The sequence below is a fragment of the Rhizobium sp. Root274 genome, from assembly GCF_001429245.1.
Taxonomy (GTDB): Bacteria; Pseudomonadota; Alphaproteobacteria; order Rhizobiales; family Rhizobiaceae; genus Allorhizobium.
In genome coordinates this window covers 763,587-782,688 of sequence record NZ_LMJE01000001.1, presented here as the reverse complement: position 1 = coordinate 782,688, position 19,102 = coordinate 763,587, and the positions used below count along the sequence as shown (strand labels likewise).

Genomic DNA, 19,102 nt, shown 5'->3' with positions numbered 1-19,102 from the left:
GCCGTTAGATGCTGCTAACGCACGGAAAAGACGGGACCTTGCATGGATGAGATTGACCGGGTCGAGGTGATGGAGATCACCATCCCCTACCGCGACATCGCCGATACGGGCGAAATGCAGGCGGCGGCCTATGTCACCCATGCCGAGGCCGCAATCCGCCATTTCTGGCGCTACCGTCCGCCACTGGAAGACGAGCCTCGCTACAGCCCGACCAAGCTGGAACTGCGCCTGCATTTGCCGTTGCGCCTGGAGGATCAGGTCCGCATGGTTGTGCGTGTCGACAAGATCGGCGGAAAATCGGTCGGCTTCGAGGTGGAGATGGAGCGCGACGAGCACACCGTTGCCGAAATTGACGTTACGTGGACAGCCCGCGACCGGGAGACCGGCGAACCCGCCGCTTTACCGGAGGATGTGCGGGACTGGCTCTATCGCTATCTGCGGTGAAGGTCGCGCCGAAGCGCGACCCTGAACGCATCAGGTCCGCGCCGGCAGCAGCGGATAGCCGACGATGACCGCGCGAGCGGCGAGCGTGGCAATCGCGGCCTTCACCAGGTCGCCCGGGATGAAGGCGAGCGAGCCGAGCACGACCTTGTCGAAGGGCGTGCCGGCAACGACGGACAGCCACGGCATGCCGCAGAGATAGACGACGCCGATGCCGCCGATAACAGAGGCGATGAAGAACCCGGTCATCTGCTTGGCTGCCGATTGTCCCTCGCGAACCAGCTTTTCAGCCAGCATGCCGGTCACGAAAGCGCCGATGATCCAGCCGAAGATATAGCCGCCGGTCGGTCCCATCAGCACGTTGAGGCCACCACGGCCCCCCGACAGAACCGGAAGTCCGACCGCGACGAGCACGACCAACAGCGCATAGGCGGCGGCACCCCGCTTGGCGCCAATGATGCAGCCTGCGAGCATCACGCCCATGGACTGTGCCGTGATCGGCACTGGAATGAGCGGGATCGGCACGGGCGGAATGAAGCCGAGCACGATGATGATGGCAGTGAAGAGGGCGGAAAGGACGATGTCTCTGGTGGTCATGAAAGGGTCCCCTGTCGATTTCGAAGGGTTTAGTGGCCTCTAATGCCCCGCGCGTCAATTGCCTCGGCAATGCGATCGGCATCCTTCAACGTCGAAATGATCAGCGGCCCGAGCATGCGCGACAGCCTGACCGGAATGCCGCGCGCCGCATGCGCCTCCTTGAGCGCCTCGTATCGGGCGGCAATTTCGGGCACGAAACGCAAGACGAGACCGAAAGCGAGACCGAGATCGGCCGCCTTCAAAAGCCCCATCCGCTCCAGCGGACGGGCGAGATCGGTGACGGCGCTCATGAAGTCGGCAATAGTCGTGGAGGCCGTCACAGCGGCTGCGAGAAAGAGGATCGCAAGCAGCCGGAGCGTCGTGACAAGCGCTTCGAGCGGCGAAAGCAGGAGAAGGTTGACGGCTGCAAGAAACGCGATGGTGAGCAGCACAGGCCTCAGCCGCTTGAAGCCCTCCGATAGCCCGATGCCGGTGGAGACATAGAGGAAGGCGGTGAGGGCCGCGGCCGCTGCGAGCACGAGTGGCGCAGTCACGAAATAGAGCCCCAGCCCGAAGATCATCAGCCCGAAAAGCTTCGGCTTCACGGGAATGCGATGTAAGAGGCTCGTGCCCTCCACATGCAGGCTTGTCAGCATCCGGCGATCTCCCGGTAGCGGGCAATGGCCGCGTCTCCGCTCGCATCGAAGACAAGCGCCCCCTCATGGAAGACCAGCACCCTTGAAAAGTCCGCGACCAGATCGAGATCGTGGCTGATGACAACGGCCTGCTCGGCAAGCCCCTCGATCGCCGCCTTCACCCGGGCGCGGTTCCTGAGGTCGAGCTGGTTGGTCGGCTCGTCAAAGATCACGACATCGGGCCGATTGATGCAGACGGCGGCGAGTGCCGCCAGCTGCAACTCACCGCCGGAGAGTTCATGCGGCCGCCGCTCCGCCAGATCGCGAATGCCGAACCGGGCGAGTGTCTCCTCGACCAGCCGGTCGACCTCCGGACCCTCAAGCCCCCGCGATTTCGGCCCGAGCGCCACATCCTCGCGGATAAGAGGCAGGATGACCTGGTTGCCCGGGTTCTGAAAGATGAACCCTGTCTTGGCGCGCGCCGCCTTCTCGTCGTTGACGGTATCCAGGCCATCGAGCGTGACGCTTCCGCAGGACGGCTTGGCCAGTCCCGCAATTAGCCGGGCGAAACTCGTCTTGCCCGAGCCGTTGAGCCCGATCACGCCGATGCGAGCCTCGTGAAGCTCCAGCGACAACGGCTTCAGGGCTAAACGGTCGCCGTAACGCAGTTCGGTCTGATCGAAATTTATGTGCAAGGCGAGGGGTCTCCGACTGATCCGGTCTCTATAGACCGTCCTAGGCGGAGGAGCCAGCTTCAGAGAGGGGGTGGGTTAGCGCAAGCCGGTAAGACCCATATTGCAAGCACCCATTGAACAAACCACGAACATGCCCTAGCCTCCTGGCATGACGATTCCGATCCCCAATCCGCTTGCCCGAAAGATCTTCCTCGAACGGCAGGGCCTGTCGCGCTCGCCGACGAAGGCGCTGTCCCGTCAAGGGCTTTACCAGCTGATCCACGACCTTGGCTTTGTCCAGGTCGACAGCATCCAGTGGGTCGAGCGGGCCCATCACCAGATCCTCTTTTCGCGCAACCAGACGTACAGACAGGCTGATCTGGCGCATCTGGCGGAGAAGGACCGGTCTCTGTTTGAGCATTGGACTCATGATGCATCGGTGATCCCGTCCGAGTTCTTTCCCTATTGGAAGCATCGCTTTGTCCGCCGCGAGGCGAAGATCATGGAGAACTGGGCAAAATGGCAAGGCGAAGGCTTCGACAAGGCCTTTGAGGAAACCTATGCTCGCATTCGCGACCATGGCCCCGTCATGGCTCGTGATGTGAAGGGCGAAGACCATAAATCCGGCGGCTGGTGGAACTGGCATCCCTCGAAGACGGCGCTCGAATTCCTCTGGCACACCGGCAAGCTGTCGATTGCCCGCCGCGAAGGGTTCCAGAAGGTTTATGATCTGGCCGAGCGGGTCATCCCGCAGGAGCATCAGACTCGAGAGGTCGATCACGACACCTTCGTCGACTGGGCCTGCCGGGCCGCACTCATCCGCCTCGGCTTTGCCACGTCAGGCGAGATTGCCGCCTTTTTCGACATCATCACGCCCGACGAAGCCAAGGCCTGGGTGACCTCCCATCGCGACGAACTGGAGGAAGTGCTGATCGGCACTGTAGACGGCAAACAACGATCCTCCTTCGCCTTCGCCGGACAGATCGCTGGCCTGATGGACGCGCCTGAACCACCCGGCCGTGTCCGCGTCCTCTCGCCCTTCGATCCCTTGATCCGCGACCGGAACAGGACCGAGCGCCTGTTCGGCTTCTTCTATCGCATCGAGGTTTTCGTGCCCGAGCCGAAGCGGCAATATGGCTACTATGTCTTCCCGCTGCTGGAGGGCGACCGCCTGATCGGCCGCATCGACATGAAGGCGGAGCGCAAGACTGGCGAACTCGCCGTCCGCCGCCTCTGGCTGGAGCCGGGCGTGAAGCCGAGCGCCGGGCGGCTGGAGAAGCTGGAAGCCGAATTGCAGCGCATCGCCCGTTTCGCCGGAATGGACAGCGTCCGCCTCCAGGACGGCTGGCTGGGCTGACAAACCACACCATGGACAGAAAGCTTCGACGTGATCGACAACAGCGCCTACCGCATCGAACTCCGCGTGCCCGCCGTCGACGACTATATGCGTCTGCGGCGCGAAGCCGGCCTCAGCCCCTTTTCCCGGGAAGCCGCAGAAAAGGGCCTGCCGAACTCGATCTTCGGCGTCAGCCTGATGCTCGATAACGAGACGGTCGGCATGGGCCGCATCATCGGCGATGGCGGCTGCTTCTTTCAGGTCACCGACATCGCCATCCTGCCGGAGCACCAGGGCAGGGGGCTTGCGAAATGGATCATGGCGGCACTTTCCGAGTTTATTGCCACCCTGCCCAAGACAGCCTATGTCAGCCTGATCGCCGACGTGCCGGCCAACAAACTCTACGCCCAGTTTGGTTTCGACGAAACGGCGCCACGCTCCGTGGGCATGGCACGCAAGGTGGTGTGAGCGACCGCTGAGGATACGCCCTGGCCTAGGCCGCCCGGCTGGCACCCGTCAGCGCCCTGTCCTTCAGATCCTGGAACTTGCGTGACATGGAAGCGAGCTTGGCATCCCAGGTGGGATCCGGTTGCTGGCCTTCGATCGTCTGGAAATAGACCTGCATCAGTGCCGCGATGGCGAAGGGTTCGAGGACGGCGGCCTTGAGTGCCAGCGCCCCGACCACGGCAATCGCGATCCCGAAGCCGCTGGCGGCACCCGGAAACACATAGACCAGCCCCAGAGCCGGCCCGATCAAAAGCACGAAGATCACGGCGGTGAGAAGCCACAGGAAGATCGCCAGCCAAACGGCGTTCTTCACCATCCTTCCGCCATTCTGCGCATAAAGAACCAGTCCCTGTCGGCCGGTTTCCCAGGGATTGTCGCTGCTGCTGCGAATGTTGTGGGCAAGGATGATTTCATCGACATAGGTGAGCGACAGCCGGATCACCGTATTGATAAACCGTGCAACGCCGTCGAGCCCGGGGATCACCATGCCGATGCCGCCGACGATCCCGGTGATAGCCCGGATCACGCCTTTGATCAGCTGGTCGAGCACGAAGAGCAGGTTCGCCTCCGCGAAACGGGCTTCGACGACCGCTCGACCATGGGCGATCTGCCCCTTGCCGTCGGCCATCAGGCTGCGCCCCTCGTAAAGTTCGACCATCACCGCAATGTGGGCGGCTTTCACCATGTAGAGCAGCCATTCACGGATCCAGTAGACCGCAAAGGAGACGAGGCCGAAGCCAATGATCCCGCCCCAGACGGCATAGTCTTCGCCGCTGCCGAACACCGTACCGACACCATAACCGATGCCGGCCGAACCGCCGGTTCCAAGCACATAGGCAAGCGTGATGGTGAAATAGATGACGATGCGCAGCGCAATGAAGGGCAGCGTGCCGGCCAGAATGCCGATCGCCCGCCCGATGGAAAAGTCCCACATGGTGAAGTTCCCCAGACCCGAAAACCAGGTCGGATTTTAGGAATGCACCCTGGCCCAGGCAAGGTCATCGCGCACATCCCGTGCATCATGGAAACAAGGTGACCTGACGTTCACCAGGCGCGCATCCTCCGCTGCCGTCAAAAAATTGCATGCAACCTTTGGAGTTGTGCATTAGTCCCAACTCACACAGTTCTTTCGCATAACCACCGCCAGAAGCCCGAAGGCCGGCGGTCTCATGGATTTGCGATAGACGGTTTCATGCGCTTTTTGACCCACCCCGGCCCGCTGCCATGTCTTCTGCTTCTTGTCGGAAGCTCTGCTTTTTGGATGAGCCATGCCGACGCGGCAGATTATGGTTATGAGTGGATCGCCAGCGTCCCTGGCTCGACGGTTCAGCCGTCGGCCATGAGCGCGGACGGCAGCATCGTGGTTGGCAATTTCCTGACCTACTTCACGCCGCCGAGCGGTCCCGGCGGATACGTGTCCAATGGTTTGATCTGGACCGACGGCCTCGGCAACGAGGATATCCAGCCGGAAACGGGCTGGTACTCGCTCTCCATCGGCGATGTGAGTTCCGATGGAAGCATCTATGTCGGCATTCTATCCGGCGGCAATCCAACCCAAGCCTACCGGGCGAATGCCACCTCGGGCCAGTTTGATCTCTTGGGCTTCCTGCCGGGCGGCACGGTCTCGCGTGCCACCGGCGTCAGCGGAGACGGCAATGTGGTGGCCGGATGGGGCAATACCAGCAGTGGTTATCGCGCCTTTCGCTGGACCTATGATGCTCAAGCGCTTTCCGGAAGCATGCAGGAACTCGGCACGCTCGGCGGGAGCAATTCCTTCGCCAACGGGATCAGCCGCGACGGGCACGTTATCGTCGGCAATGCTCAGGATGCCGGTGGTTTTGCGATTGCCGCGTATTGGGTGGACGATAGTGCGGCCAACGCCATCGGTGTTCTCGCCGGCGGCGACGAGTCCAACGCAGTCGCAGCCAATGCAGACGGTTCGGTGATCGTGGGCCAATCGGATGCCGCGACCGGGACCCACGCCTTCCGCTACGTGGTCGGTACGGCGACGATTCAGGATCTCGGAACCCTCGGCGGTACCTATTCCGAGGCCCTTGCGGTCAATGATGATGGATCGGTTGTCGTCGGCCGCTCGGGCCGCAGCGACGCCACATCCTCCGGCTTTCGCTGGTCGGACGCGACCGGGTTGATCTCGGTCGACGACTGGCTGCGCGGGAGCGGTGTCACGCTCGCAACGGACGTGACGAACGATGCCTCAGCCGTCTCCGCCGATGGCACGATCATCGCCGGCACGCTTCGCGACGGCAAGGCCTATATCGCGCGTGGCGCCTCCACCGATCCGTCCACCCCCTCCGCGGGTATTGTGGCTGTCGAAGACTATATGCAGAGCTTTGATGGCCTGCCACGCCACTTCTTCGTGCCGCAGCAGGTCGCCGATCTCGCCATGAACGGTGCAAATTCCTCACCCATGTTTCATCGGCTGTCGGCCGGGCAGCGATCCCTCTGGGCGACGGGGGATCTGGGTGCGGTGCGCAATGAATTCGGAACTGGGTCGACGGCAACCGGCGAAATCGGCTTTGCCTATGCGTCGACCGACGACCTCACCCTGCGCCTCGCGCTCGGCACATCCTATTCCAAAGCAGATCTCGATCTCGACGGCTATAGCCGTGTCCAGGGCAGCTATGTCCTGCCCGAGGTCAGCATGGCGGTCGCGCCCAGCGTCTATGCGACACTGACCGGCTTTGCCAGCATCGGCGAGCTCTCGATGCGCCGCGCCTATCTGAACGGGACCGGCGCCGATGCCTCCAGTGGCGAAACCGACACCCGAACGCTCGGCTTTCGCGCCCGTCTCGACTGGCTCGATTCCTTCAGCCTTCGGGAGCTTGCCTTCACGCCCTATGCCAGCTTCACCCACCTGTCGACGAAGACCGATGGCTATACGGAGACCGGCGGCAGCTTTCCCGCCCGTTTCGACGCCGTGGATGGTTCGTCCAACACCATTCGCCTTGGGCTGGACGGGCGTCATGACCTCACGGCGACCGTAAGCCTCATCGGCCGCGGCGAGATCGCCCACCGCTTCGAGGATCAGGCACCCGATACCACGGGCGAAATCATCGGCTTCTCCAGCTTCGATCTGCCCGGTGCACCGGTAGAGCAGAACTGGCTGCGCGGTGGCATCGGTCTTGAAACGAAGTCGGGGCCGCTTGAAGGTCAGCTGATGTTCAATGCCTCCAGCCAGGAAGGGGGCAGCTACTGGCTGAGCGCCAGCACCCGCATCATCTTCTGACAAGGCACAGGCGACATGATTGCCTCGTAAGCGCTGAAGCTGTGCCGGACAGCCCCCTCATCGCCTCGCATGCGCGCGGCACTTCTCCCCGAGGGGAGAAGAAGGAGTCCGGAACAGCCACCGATACCCAATATGCGATAGCCCTGCCTCGAGGAGGAACTGGGTGGCTTCCGCCGGCGGGGACGTTTGCTGTGACGGAAAAGCGCCACACGCCAGCCTGCCCTTGAGGGGGTGGGTCGGACCGCAGGTGCGGGGTAGGGTGATCAGGCAACTGCAAGCCGCCGCATGCGCATCAACGGATCAAGAAGGAACCGAAGGCCCTCAGACGATCTCCGTCCCCGAGATCTGAATGCCAAACCCCTCAAGTCCGACATAATGCCGCTCGCGCGAAGCCATCAGCCGGATCGAGTTGACGCCGAGATCTTTGAGGATCTGCGCACCGAGCCCGACTTCCAGCCATTCGCTCTCACGCGCCTGCGCTTCGCTATGCGCCTCGCGATCATGTTTGCCGCTGCGGGCCGTGGTCGAAGCGCCGACGCCGACCGAACCTTCGCGCAGGTAGACCACAACGCCGCGGCCCTTTTCAGCGATCCGCTTCATGACGCCATCGATCTGCCGCTCCGCCCCGAACACGTCGCGGCCGACATCTTCGAGATGCAGGCGCACCGGAATGTCCTCGCCATCGCGAATATCGCCGAAGACGACGGCCAGATGCTGCATCGGATCCCAGGGCAGGGAATAGGCATAGGCCTTGGCAGGACCATAGGGCGTCTGGATTTCGAACTTCGACCTGAGTTCGATCAGCGTTTCCTTGCGCTGGCGATAGGCGATGAGATCGGCGACGGAAACCTGCTTCAGTCTGTGCTGCTCGGCAAAGGCCGCCACCTGCGGCCCGCGCATCACGGTACCATCGTCATTGACCAGTTCCGAGATCACGCCGATTGGCGGAAGCCCGGCCATAGTGCAGAGGTCGACGGCCGCTTCCGTGTGGCCGGACCGCATCAACACACCACCCTCGCGCGACACCAGCGGAAAGATGTGGCCGGGACGGACAAAGTCGGAAGCCCCGACATTGGGGTTGGCGAGATTGCGGACCGTGAGCGTCCGGTCATCGGCCGAAATGCCCGTCGACGTGCCGTGCTTGAAGTCGACGGAGACGGTAAACGCTGTCGTGTGTGCGCTGTCGTTTTCCGCGACCATGGCTGAAAGGTTCAGCCGCTTGGCCTCTTCCTTCGGCATGGGAGCACAGACGATGCCCGAAGTATGACGCACGATGAAGGCCATCTTTTCGGCGGTGCAATGAACGGCGGCGACGATCAGATCGCCTTCGTTCTCGCGTCCGTCATCATCCATGACCACCACGATTTCGCCCGCCTCGAAGGCGCGAAGGGCTTCGACGACACGTTTCTGGTCATAGCTCATGCGGGGTCCTCACCTTGTGCGGTTGTTCTGGCCGCGGTCTCTTAGGATATGGTCGAGAATGATGCAGGCGAGCATCGCCTCGCCGACAGGAACGGCGCGAATACCGACACAGGGGTCGTGACGGCCTTTGGTGCGCACATCGACCTCATTGCCATCGGCATCGATGGAGCGCTTTTCGGTGAGGATCGAGGACGTCGGCTTGATCGCAAACCGCGCCACGATCGGCTCTCCCGTCGAAATGCCACCCAGAATGCCGCCGGCGTGGTTCGACAGGAAAACGGGCTTGCCGTCGGCCCCAATTCGCATCTCGTCGGCATTCTCCTCGCCGGTAATCTCGGCCGCCTCGAAGCCGTTGCCGATCTCGACGCCCTTGACCGCGTTGATCGACATCAGACCGGACGCAATGTCCTGGTCCAGCTTGCCATAGACCGGCGCGCCGATTCCCGCTGGCACGCCTTCCGCGACCACCTCGATGACAGCGCCGACGGAAGAGCCGGCTTTGCGAATGCCGTCAAGATAGTCCTCAAAGACCGGAACCATCGCAGCGTCGGGGCAGAAGAACGGGTTCTGGTCGACCTGGGCCCAGTCCCAGTTGTCGCGGTTGATCTTGTGCGTGCCGATCTGCACGAGGGCGCCGCGAATGGTGACGCCGGGCATGGCAAGCCTGGCAAGCGCACCGGCCGCAACACGGGCAGCCGTCTCGCGGGCAGACGAACGCCCGCCACCGCGATAGTCGCGGATCCCGTATTTGAGATCATAGGTATAGTCGGCATGGCCGGGGCGGTAGCGCTTGGCGATATCACCGTAATCCTTGGAGCGCTGGTCGGTGTTCTCGATGAACAGCGACACAGGCGTGCCGGTCGTGATCATCGTGCCGTCTTCCTGCGGCATGACCCCCGACAGCACCTTGACGATGTCGTCCTCGCGCCGCTGCGTCACGAAACGCGACTGACCGGGTTTGCGCTTGTCCATGAAGACCTGCAGGTCCTCCTGCGCGAAACGGACGCCCGGAGGGCAGCCATCGACGACCGCGCCGAGCGCCGGCCCATGGCTTTCGCCCCAGGTGGTGACGCGGAAGAGGTGACCGAAGGTATTGTGCGACATGGGCTGACGAACCACTCATTTCCCCCCGCCGGAACGTCTCCAAGCGGGGCTTGCCTTGGATGGCAACTCTCATAGAGCAAATGGTCGAAGTCTGTGAAGCGCTTTCACGCGGCACGGAGCCGAAAACGCCAAGACGCAGTGTCTAAGCGGAGAAGACGGGCACCGATGCCAGCAGTTACGAGGCCTTCTGCTGCGGCAGGCGGTTTACAAAGCGGGTGAAGTCGTCAAACGACAACGGCTTTGCAAAGGCATAACCCTGCAGATAGTCGCAGCCGAGTTGCCTGAGCATGCCGGCATGCTCATGCGTCTCGACGCCTTCGGCCACCGTCTCGATGCCGAGCGAGCGGGCGATTTCCACGATGTTGCGCACCAGGCTGCGTTCCTGCGGCTGCACCGTGATCGGCATGACCAACTGGCGGTCGATCTTCAGCCGCTTGGGTTTGAGCTTCAAAAGCGAGACGATCGAGGTGTGACCGGTGCCGAAGTCGTCGATTTCGATGTCGATGCCGAGCGTCTTGATCTTCTCGATATTTTCCGACGCCTTGGTGTCGCTTTCATCCAGGAAAATCGACTCCACCAGCTCGAAACAGATCGAACCCGGCGTGATCGCAAGCCCCTGCAACTGCTCGATCAGGTTCTCGTCATGCAGTCGCTTCGACGAGACGTTGACCGAGATTCTCGGCACGGCCATGCCCATCGCCGTCCAACGCATCTGGTCCTTGAGCGCCGTCTGCAGGACCAGCTGGTCGATGCGGGCCATGACGTTCAGATCTTCGGCGACCTTGAGGAAGTTGCCTGAGGCCAGAACACCGCGATCGGGATGGCGCCAGCGAACCAGCGCCTCGGCCCCGCAGAGCTGCATGCTGCCGGCCTCGAACTGCGGCTGGTACCAGACGATGAATTCGTCGCGCTCCAGCCCGGCCAGCATGTCGTCGGCCATGCGCTTCTTGGCAACGATGTTGGCCTGCAGATCAGGCGTGAAGAATTCGTAGCAATTCCGGCCCTTTTCCTTGGCCTGGTAGAGCGCGATGTCGGCATTGATCAGAACCTTGCGCGCATCTGGCATCAGGCCGGAAGCCTGGGCAATGCCGATCGACACACCGCAGCGGCAGTCGAAGCCTTCGAAATCGATCGGATGACGCATCGCCTCGATGATCTGGCTGGAGAGATTGGCAAGCTCCTCCATGGTCGTCGAACGGCGTGCCAGAACAACAAATTCGTCACCACCGATGCGCGCCACCAGATCGCCGCGCGGCACATGGCGGCGCAGGATTTCGGCGGCATGCACCAGCATGGCATCGCCGGCGGCGTGGCCCAGCGTGTCGTTGATCTCCTTGAAACGGTCGAGGTCGAGATGCAGGATCGCGAACTTGGCGCGCTGAGTGGCATGGCCCCGGCTCAAGCCATCGAGCTCCAGATCGAGCTTGCGGCGATTGGCAAGCGACGTCAGCGGGTCGTGCAGCGCATTGAACTCGATGCGGTTCTTGGCCAGTTCCAGCTCGATGTTGCGCATGTCGGCTTCCGCCTTGGCGGCCCGCATCTGCTCGGCGAGCAGGGCGTCGGCCGTTACGTCGAAGGCAATGCCGATCATTTTCTTGCGCCCGTCGCGCCCGATATGCGGCTGGCCGACGGAGCGGATGTATCGGATCTCGTTGTTCGGCAGAACGACCTTCTGCGTCGTGTTGAGCACGTGATCGAGGGTCGAGGCGCGCTTGGCGGCCAGCTGGATCTCGCCGCGCTCATCCGGATGGAGGCGCGACAGCCAGACATGCTCCGGCACCGGCTTGTCGCTGTAGGGCAGGCCGTAAAGCTGGTGCATGCGTTCGTCCCAGACGGCAGTCTTGGTAACCGGGTCACCTTCCCAGGTGCCGCAATTGTAAGATCCGAGCGCCAGGTCCAGTCGGCGCGACGCCTCGGCCAGCTGGTGTTCGCGGCTCGACAATTCCTCAAGCGCCAGTTCAAGCTCGGCATTCTTGATGTCGCTGTTTTCCTTGGCCCGGCTCAGCGACTGCGTCAGCAGGGTATCGGTGGTGATGTCACAGACGATCCCGGTAATGCGACCGTCGAGCGCGCGCGCACCCACCGAGCGCAGGTAGCGGAAGCTGTCGTCGGCAAGCGGCAGGCGGTAGACGATGTCCCAGCTGTCGGTGGTGCGGGCAATGACGCTGTCGAAATAGAGCTGTTCGGCCCGGCAGAGATCCTCCGGCTGAATGGCACCATACCAGTCGGCCAGCCGGTCTTCTTCCTCGTCCAGACTTTCCGGCAGGCCATGCAGACCGGCGGTGCGCTTGTCCCAGAGAAGCGAATGGGTAGTTTCGTCAATCTCCCATATCCCAATATTCGAGGTCTCCAGCGCCAGCTGGAAACGCTGCGACAGTTCCAGCAAGCGCTCCTCGCGGGCGCGCAGCCGCTGGATGTTGAGATTGCGTTCCCGCAACAGCACGATGGCGAGTAGGATCGAGATCATCATGGCTGAAATGCCGGACGTCAGAAGCAGGCGGCTCGGCAGGAGCCGGTTCATCGCCCCATCCCAGCCTTCCTCCGGCATCGCGAAGACGACGAGCGACAGGTCGTCGATATCGATCCGCATGGTCAGAGGTGTGTCGTTCAAAAGGTCCGGATCGCCCGAAATGACATCGACGGAGCCGGTGGGGGCCACCTGTGCCACGGCAATCTTCAATCCACTGCCCTCGGCGTGACCGATCTCGGTGTCCTCGTTGCGGATCTGTACGGCCTGCAGGAAATCTACGGAATCGATTTCGATTCGCAGCGACTGCCACTGGCGAGACTTCTGCCAAGACATCGGGGGCACGGGAATGTCGATCGACAGGGAGCGGCCGTCGCTGTCGATCTTCGGATCGAAGGCCATGCGGTCGGGTTCATTGAGCGGTTGCAGCCGGATCGCACGATAGTGAGGGTTTTCCGCCATCTGCTTGGCGACAGTGCGATTGAATTCCATCGGGGACAGCATCGGATCGTCCCCGATGTCATCAGCCATTTCCATGGCGAGCCGAATGTCGCTGTCGAGCCGATGGCGGATGGCCGCGCCCGCATGCTCCAGCCCGTCCTGTACCATGTGCTCGACGCGTTTGCGCTCATGGGCGGCGGTGTCGCGGTCGATCATGAAGCCCGCGGCGATTATGAGTGCGCCAATGAAGGCTCCGCCTGCCAGCAAATAGATGCCGTTGCCCCATTTGCCGTCGGATTTTGTCCCCGCCTTCAAGTTACGCAACGCCACCAACCCTTAAACCCTACCTCGGGTAACCCTATGCGACGGCGGTTAATTTAGAATTTCGAAGGTGCCTCACGTTTTGCGCGCAGTAGTATTGGGGCGCACGAAGAAGTTAGGTCTTGGCCTTGCGATTGCTGCAGTGCAGCTTGACCAAAGGAGCGGGATAAACTTGTGCCATGGCTTGATCACAGCTGCGTTCCTCTCCACAATCCCACCGAAAGAACACGTCGTGGGGCAAATTTTGCCATATTCCGGAGGCCTATCTTGTACTCGTTTTCAGCATTGATTTGGTCGAAGGTGGTTCGTATGCGTATCCTGATCTCCCTGCTTCTTGGTACAGCCAGCCTCCTGTCCCCGATTGCCGCCTATGCCGGCAGTCACGACGTCGAGGCAACGATCGCAGCCGTCAACGTCGACGCCATGAGCCTGATGCTCGATGACGGCAAGACCTATACGGTTCCCGATGAGTTCAATTTCGAGGGGCTGGAAAAAGGCCAGAAGGTTATCGTCTTCTACACGGAAGTGGACGGCAAACGCGTCATCGACGATCTTGAGGTCGTGCAGTAATCAAGCGCGAGCCTGACGACCCGTCAGATCCAGCCGATTGTGGCGGCGGATGACGCCGTGGCGCCTTCGATCTTCAAGATCCTATTCTGCGGGATGTTCATCTCGCAGGCCTCGTCCTCATCGACATTTCCGATCAGCCGGAAGCAGCTGCGGATCACACCGCCGTGGCTGACGCAGACCGTTGGTCGTTCCACGGATGTCAGCCAGGCGCCGATCCGCCAGGACAGGATTTCGTAGCTCTCCGCATCGTCGCCGGGCGGGATGAAGCTCCATTTCTGCCGCGCCCGCTCCGCCACCCGCTCGGGCCAGACTTGAGCGAGTTCGGCCAAGGTCGACCCTTCCCAGTCTCCGAAGGAGAGTTCCTTCAAGCGGTCGTCGATGCGGTAGCCCTCTGCCGGCAGGCCCATGGCGCTGCGCACCCGTTCCATGGTGTCGCGCGTACGCAAGAGGGGAGAGGAGACGAAATCGTAGCCGCGGGCGGTATCACCGAGGATCTGCCCGAGCCTGCGCCCGTTTTCCCTCGCCTGGGCGCGGCCGATATCGTTGAGGCCGATATCCTTCTGCCCCTGCATCCGCCCTTCGGCGTTCCAGTCGGTCTGGCCGTGACGGATCATGTAGATGAGCACGGCTTCAGACCCCGGTTTCAGTCCTTGGCGACGGAGATGTCGGGCGCGTCCACGGCCTTCATGCCAACCGTGTGATAGCCACAGTCAACGTGATGCACTTCGCCGGAGACGCCGCTCGACAGGTCGGAAAGCAGATACATGCCCGAAGAGCCGACCTCGTCCGTCGTGACATTGCGCTTCAGCGGCGAGTTCAGCTCGTTCCATTTCAGGATATAGCGGAAATCGCCGATGCCGGAGGCGGCAAGCGTCTTGATCGGGCCGGCAGAAATCGCGTTGACCCGAATGCCGCGACCGCCCATGTCGACGGCGAGGTAACGCACGGACGCTTCCAGGGCAGCCTTCGCAACGCCCATCACGTTGTAATGCGGCATGACCTTTTCGGCGCCGTAATAGGTGAGCGTCAGAAGCGAGCCGCCATCATTCATGATCTTCTCGGCGCGCGCCGCAACCGCCGTGAAGGAATAGACCGAGATATCCATCGTCCGGGCGAAGTTGTCGCGCGTCGTGTCGATATAGCGGCCGGTCAGCTCGTCCTTGTCGGAAAAGGCGATCGCGTGGACGACGAAGTCGATCTTGCCCCACTTCGCCTCAAGATTGGCAAACACCGCATCGATGCTGTCGAGATTGGTCACGTCGCAATCGCCGGCGAGGAAGGCATCGAGTTCCACAGCCAGCGGCTCGACGCGCTTCTTCAGCGCATCGCCCTGCCAGGTCAGCGCAATCTCTGCGCCCTGTTCACGGCAGGCCTTGGCAATGCCCCAGGCGATGGAGCGATTGTTGGCAACGCCCATGATGACGCCGCGCTTGCCGGCCATGAGGCCTGAACCTTGAACCATGATGGATCCCCTAAACTGTCAAGTGGAGTTGCCTATGGCATAGGCCGTTCCGTCGTTCAAGTTTGAAGCGGAACACCGGCCGTGATCGGGGCGACAACGGCTGTATCTTTGAAACTTCGAATGAATTCGGCGAGAGTGGCTGCAGGCGCCCTTATCGGCGCCCACAGGGATTATGCTCAGAGGTAAAGCCCTTCGCGCATCAGGCGCATCAGATCCGTCACCTTCTCGTCGGGCTTTTCCCAGAGCATGACGCGCAGCTCCACCACGAGCTCGCCGCGTCCGCCATCGCCATCCGGCAGTCCCAGCGCATCCACGCGGATCACCTGGTCGGAATTCGACCATGGCGGCACGGTCACCTTGACCATGCCCTCTGGACCCTCGACCTCGGTCTCGCAACCGAGCACGGCATTTTCAAGCGTGATCGGCAGGACCGTCTTGATGTCATGGCCGTCGACGACAAAGCGTTCGCTGCGCAGGATCCGGATCGTGACGGCAAGGTCGCCTCTGAGGAGGCCCTGGAACTTGAGACCCTGGCCTTTCAGCTTGACCACATGGCCTTCGGTGGCGCCGCTGAGCGGCACACGTACCTCCCGTCCGTCGGTGAGGGTGACGGGCACAGCCTTCTGTTCGAGCAGGTCGGAGATCGCAACGATCGCCTCGGCAAAGACATCGGGTGCCTTTTCCGGTGGTGGCGGAGGAGGGGTGCCGCGCAGGCGCCGCACGAGAGAGCTGAACAATTCGATCGGGGCAAGGAGCGGCGAACTTGATGTGCGCAACGGGATGCCGTCATTGAGGTCGGCCGCCTCCTGGTCGCGCTTCAGCTGTTCGGCAGCCACCGCAGCCTCCGGGCTGTCGCCGAAGATGCGGGAAACGATGTCCTCCGGCCCTTCGGATTTCGCACTCGCCCCGCCGGCCCCAGCCGTCTGGGACTTGCCGGCTTCGACAGACGGGCCTTCCGCTGCTGGCTTTGCGCCATTGTCGGCAGTGCTGCCCTCGGCCTTGGTCTTTGCGGCCTCGGCCTTCGGATCTGGCTTTGCGGATTTGGCCTGCTTGGCAGCCTTTGCCGCCTCGGCCTTGGCGGCGGCAGCGGCTTCGGCCTTCGCCTTTTCCGCCTCGGCCTGAGCCAGTTCAGCCAGAATGCGCTCGGCATTTGCCTTGGCGATCTTCGCCTTTTCGGCGGCCTCGCGGGCGGCGTTGCGCTGCTGCATGATGGTCTGCTCGCGCTCGAGTGCCTCGACCTTTGAACGCTGCTGGTCATAGCGGCTGCGCTTGGCCGGGTCCTTCAGCACCTCATAGGCGCGGCCCATTTCGGCAAAGCGGTTATGCGCAGTGGGATCATCCCGGTTCTGGTCCGGATGCACGGATTTCGCCTTCGTGCGCCACGCGGCCTTGATCTCGTCCGCACCCGCATCGCGCTTCACGCCCAGGATCGAATAGAAGTCACGCATTGATGACACCAATTATCGAATGCGGAGAGGCCCGTTCATGGCGCCTTGGTCCGCGAAAATTCGGTAACCACCCCGCAGACATGGCGGTAGCGGCAAACAATAGGCCGAAACCGTCGCACGAAATTCTCTAATCGAAAGTTACAGGAGGCAGGTGCGTGCGGGGCTATTCTTTCGGCTTGCTTAAGCAAACCTTTCAAATGCGACCCTACAGAGGATCGCCGTTTACGAACGACGATCGAAGCTCATAAGTTCCCAGTTGCCGCTACCCGATGTGCAGGTCTTGCCGGAGAAATAGGCGATGCCTTCATAGGAGTGTCGCGTGGTGGAGAAGTTGCGGCAGATGAAGCCCTGGCCCTTCTCTTCCTGGATGGCCGTGACGACACCGGCACTGCCTGTCGTGGCATTGGCCCAGGGGAGCGGCTTGCCATCGGTCTTTTCGAGGTCGACGGAGGAGACCGCGCTCTGCACGGTAAGTTCGTCCGAATGGCTGGAGGGATTACCCTTTTTGGAGACGGTCGATGTCGAGATCGAGCTGTCGACGCTGTCTGCACCAAACAGGTCCATGCTGCTGCCGAAGCAGCCGCCGAGCGGAAGTGTCGCAGCGATGACGAAGATCATCGAGGTTTTGCGCATGCAGCTACCCTTTGTACGCTCAACCGACTTTGCTATGTCTTCCAAGGGCCCTTCCATGCGGTGCTTCGCGCCGACGGCCAGTATGCAGATCAGGAGCAATTGAGACAATATGTCAGAAGTCGGGTTAACAACTGGTGACTTTACCGAAGAGAGCGAGCCCTTTGCCTTGTTCGCCACCTGGCTGAAGGACGCAGAAGCTTCGGAGATCAATGATCCCAATGCGGTAGCGCTGGCCACCGTGGATGCGGATGGTCTTCCGAATGTGCGTATGGTGCTTCTCAAAGGGTATGATTCTCGCGGCTTCGTTTTCTACACGAATTTTGAGAGCCAAAAGGGACAGGAAATTCTCGGCCAGAAAAAGGCGGCAATGTGTTTTCATTGGAAATCGCTGCGCCGCCAGATCCGCCTGCGCGGGGACGTCGAGGTGGTATCGGACGCCGAGGCCGACGAATATTACCAGTCGCGCCCGCTCGGCAGCCGCATTGGCGCCTGGGCCTCGAAACAGTCGCGCCCGCTCGAAGGCCGCTTCGCGCTGGAGAAGGCGGTGGCCGAATATACGGCGAAATATGCGCTCGGAAACGTGCCGCGCCCGTCCCATTGGTCCGGCTTCCGCATCATCCCGAAGTCGATTGAATTCTGGCACGACGGCAAATTCCGCCTGCACGACCGCATCGAATTCCGCCGCGAGGGCGACGGCTGGTCGAAGGTGCGGATGTACCCGTAAGTTGGGCTCGGGAAGCGGCGCCTTCAGCCCTTCTTGAGACGCGAGGGAATGCCGGAGGCCAGCGCCTGCACATAGCGCGGCTTCTGGTAGAGCCCGTTGAGCGAGATGCGCGGCAGAAGCTGCGGCGCATCGAGCAAGGCTTCGGTGAGGGTGCCCGGCCGGGTTGTGACGGCGAGCTTGAAGCCCGCCCATTGCGCATAACCCGCCGTGCGTGGCGAAGCACTGCGCGCATCGCCATAGGGATAAGCGAAGGTCACCGGGCGCATCCCGGTGATCGAGGCGACATAATCGGCGCTGTCATTCAGTTCGGCCAGGATCTCCGTATCGCTCAGGGCGCCGAGCCCGCGATGGCTGACCGTATGGGCGCCGTAGGAGACGAGGGGATGGCGGACGAGTGCCTCCAATTCCCCGTGGTCCATCACCGTTTCCGCCACCAGCGCATGCGGATTGATGCCGGCGGCCTGGGCGGCAGCGTCGAGATGGGCGACCGCCTTGGCTTCGTCGCCGGCAAACACCGCGCCAACCACGGCATCGAAGGCCGCCTGCTTGGCTCCAACCGTACCGCAATCCATATCAATCCTGCAGGCAGGCAAGCAGAGTGTCAGCCGCTTCTGCTTGGCAATCAGCGCGGCGGCCGTCTCCCACCACATGCTATGGCTGCGCTCCGACAGTCCCTTGCAGACGAAGATGGTGAACGGCACCCCATGTCGCTCAAAAACGGGAAGGGCATGGACGGCGTTGTCGCGAAACCCGTCGTCCAGCGTAAAGACGGCAAAGGGTTGGGCGGGCTCCGGCTCCGCAAGTGCCGCCGGCATATCGTCAAGCCGGATGAAGCGGTAACCGTCCCGCTTGAGCGCCGTGATCGCCGAATCGAGAAACTCCGGCGTCACATCGAGATGCCGGTTCGGCTGGAATTCGGCTGTTTCTGCTGGCCGGACATGATGCAGCGTAAAGACGACCCCGCGTCCGCGTGCCGCCTTGGAGATCCCGAGACGCGACAGGCCGAAGGAAACCTCCAGGCCTGCGGAAATCACCGCCCGCTTGATCCTCTGCTTCAGCTGTCCCGCCATCATCCCCGCCTGCACCCATTCCAA

18 protein-coding genes are annotated in these 19,102 nt (G+C 62.0%); 6 read left to right on the top strand and 12 right to left on the bottom strand.

Annotation, left to right across the window (positions count from 1 at the left end; translation table 11 throughout):
- Positions 1 to 42 precede the first annotated feature (42 nt).
- Positions 43 to 444: an acyl-CoA thioesterase gene (locus ASE36_RS04050; RefSeq protein WP_062275803.1), complete on the top strand. Its 402-nt coding sequence runs from the start codon at positions 43 to 45 to the stop codon at positions 442 to 444.
- Positions 445 to 474: 30 nt separating this feature from the next.
- Here ASE36_RS04050 and ASE36_RS04045 read toward each other — a convergent pair whose 3' ends face one another.
- From ASE36_RS04045 to ASE36_RS04035, 3 genes are read right to left on the bottom strand one after another with little or no spacing between them, the layout of a single operon-like run.
- Complete coding sequence (locus tag ASE36_RS04045; RefSeq protein WP_062275801.1) at positions 475 to 1,038, bottom strand: biotin transporter BioY; 564 nt, start codon at positions 1,036 to 1,038, stop codon at positions 475 to 477.
- Positions 1,039 to 1,067: 29 nt separating this feature from the next.
- A complete protein-coding gene (locus ASE36_RS04040; protein WP_082510815.1) occupies positions 1,068 to 1,673 on the bottom strand; it encodes an energy-coupling factor transporter transmembrane component T family protein in 606 nt (201 codons plus the stop codon).
- Positions 1,667 to 2,347 carry an energy-coupling factor ABC transporter ATP-binding protein gene (locus ASE36_RS04035; protein WP_062275799.1) on the bottom strand — a complete coding sequence of 227 codons (681 nt, stop codon included), beginning with the start codon at positions 2,345 to 2,347 and terminating at the stop codon, positions 1,667 to 1,669. Before ASE36_RS04035 ends, ASE36_RS04040 begins: the two co-directional genes overlap by 7 nt.
- Before the next feature lie 148 nt (positions 2,348 to 2,495).
- On the opposite strand from ASE36_RS04035, the gene ASE36_RS04030 reads away from it, so the two are divergent.
- Positions 2,496 to 3,683 carry a winged helix-turn-helix domain-containing protein gene (locus ASE36_RS04030; protein ID WP_062275798.1) on the top strand — a complete coding sequence of 396 codons (1,188 nt, stop codon included), beginning with the start codon at positions 2,496 to 2,498 and terminating at the stop codon, positions 3,681 to 3,683.
- 87 nt (positions 3,684 to 3,770) lie between these two features.
- Positions 3,771 to 4,130: a GNAT family N-acetyltransferase gene (locus ASE36_RS04025; protein ID WP_082510934.1), complete on the top strand. Its 360-nt coding sequence runs from the start codon at positions 3,771 to 3,773 to the stop codon at positions 4,128 to 4,130.
- Between the two features lie 25 nt (positions 4,131 to 4,155).
- Here ASE36_RS04025 and ASE36_RS04020 read toward each other — a convergent pair whose 3' ends face one another.
- Positions 4,156 to 5,103 carry a hypothetical protein gene (locus tag ASE36_RS04020; RefSeq protein ID WP_062275794.1) on the bottom strand — a complete coding sequence of 316 codons (948 nt, stop codon included), beginning with the start codon at positions 5,101 to 5,103 and terminating at the stop codon, positions 4,156 to 4,158.
- Between the two features lie 327 nt (positions 5,104 to 5,430).
- Between ASE36_RS04020 and ASE36_RS04015 the strand changes: the two genes are divergently transcribed.
- On the top strand, positions 5,431 to 7,416 hold the full coding sequence (locus tag ASE36_RS04015; protein WP_062275793.1) for an autotransporter domain-containing protein: 1,986 nt from the start codon (positions 5,431 to 5,433) through the stop codon (positions 7,414 to 7,416).
- A 321-nt stretch (positions 7,417 to 7,737) separates the two neighbouring features.
- Here ASE36_RS04015 and ribB read toward each other — a convergent pair whose 3' ends face one another.
- The 3 genes from ribB to ASE36_RS04000 form a co-directional block, all read right to left on the bottom strand.
- Positions 7,738 to 8,838: a 3,4-dihydroxy-2-butanone-4-phosphate synthase gene (gene ribB / locus ASE36_RS04010; RefSeq protein ID WP_062275791.1), complete on the bottom strand. Its 1,101-nt coding sequence runs from the start codon at positions 8,836 to 8,838 to the stop codon at positions 7,738 to 7,740.
- Between the two features lie 9 nt (positions 8,839 to 8,847).
- Positions 8,848 to 9,942 (bottom strand): chorismate synthase, encoded by a 1,095-nt coding sequence (gene aroC / locus ASE36_RS04005; protein WP_062275789.1) that lies wholly within the window; start codon positions 9,940 to 9,942, stop codon positions 8,848 to 8,850.
- Positions 9,943 to 10,117: 175 nt separating this feature from the next.
- Positions 10,118 to 13,180, bottom strand: a complete 3,063-nt coding sequence (locus tag ASE36_RS04000) for a putative bifunctional diguanylate cyclase/phosphodiesterase (protein WP_244474657.1) — start codon at positions 13,178 to 13,180, stop codon at positions 10,118 to 10,120.
- A 300-nt stretch (positions 13,181 to 13,480) separates the two neighbouring features.
- Between ASE36_RS04000 and ASE36_RS03995 the strand changes: the two genes are divergently transcribed.
- The gene (locus ASE36_RS03995; protein WP_062275785.1) at positions 13,481 to 13,741 is read left to right on the top strand and encodes a DUF1344 domain-containing protein; all 261 of its coding nucleotides are present in this window, start codon (positions 13,481 to 13,483) and stop codon (positions 13,739 to 13,741) included.
- A 23-nt stretch (positions 13,742 to 13,764) separates the two neighbouring features.
- Here ASE36_RS03995 and ASE36_RS03990 read toward each other — a convergent pair whose 3' ends face one another.
- The 4 genes from ASE36_RS03990 to ASE36_RS03975 all read right to left on the bottom strand — a co-directional run bounded on the left by ASE36_RS03990 (position 13,765) and on the right by ASE36_RS03975 (position 17,284).
- Positions 13,765 to 14,367 carry a histidine phosphatase family protein gene (locus ASE36_RS03990; protein ID WP_062275783.1) on the bottom strand — a complete coding sequence of 201 codons (603 nt, stop codon included), beginning with the start codon at positions 14,365 to 14,367 and terminating at the stop codon, positions 13,765 to 13,767.
- A gap of 17 nt (positions 14,368 to 14,384) precedes the next feature.
- Positions 14,385 to 15,203, bottom strand: a complete 819-nt coding sequence (gene fabI / locus ASE36_RS03985; protein WP_062275781.1) for an enoyl-ACP reductase FabI — start codon at positions 15,201 to 15,203, stop codon at positions 14,385 to 14,387.
- A gap of 176 nt (positions 15,204 to 15,379) precedes the next feature.
- Positions 15,380 to 16,651, bottom strand: coding sequence for a DnaJ domain-containing protein (locus ASE36_RS03980; protein WP_062275780.1), 1,272 nt, complete (start codon positions 16,649 to 16,651; stop codon positions 15,380 to 15,382).
- 222 nt (positions 16,652 to 16,873) lie between these two features.
- Positions 16,874 to 17,284 carry an RT0821/Lpp0805 family surface protein gene (locus ASE36_RS03975; protein ID WP_156378557.1) on the bottom strand — a complete coding sequence of 137 codons (411 nt, stop codon included), beginning with the start codon at positions 17,282 to 17,284 and terminating at the stop codon, positions 16,874 to 16,876.
- A 109-nt stretch (positions 17,285 to 17,393) separates the two neighbouring features.
- Here ASE36_RS03975 and pdxH point away from each other — a divergent pair, with 109 nt between their 5' ends.
- Positions 17,394 to 18,008: a pyridoxamine 5'-phosphate oxidase gene (gene pdxH / locus ASE36_RS03970; protein ID WP_062275777.1), complete on the top strand. Its 615-nt coding sequence runs from the start codon at positions 17,394 to 17,396 to the stop codon at positions 18,006 to 18,008.
- Between the two features lie 23 nt (positions 18,009 to 18,031).
- On the opposite strand, the gene ASE36_RS03965 is transcribed toward pdxH, so the two are convergent.
- Positions 18,032 to 19,078: a polysaccharide deacetylase family protein gene (locus ASE36_RS03965; protein WP_062278009.1), complete on the bottom strand. Its 1,047-nt coding sequence runs from the start codon at positions 19,076 to 19,078 to the stop codon at positions 18,032 to 18,034.
- Positions 19,079 to 19,102 lie beyond the last annotated feature (24 nt).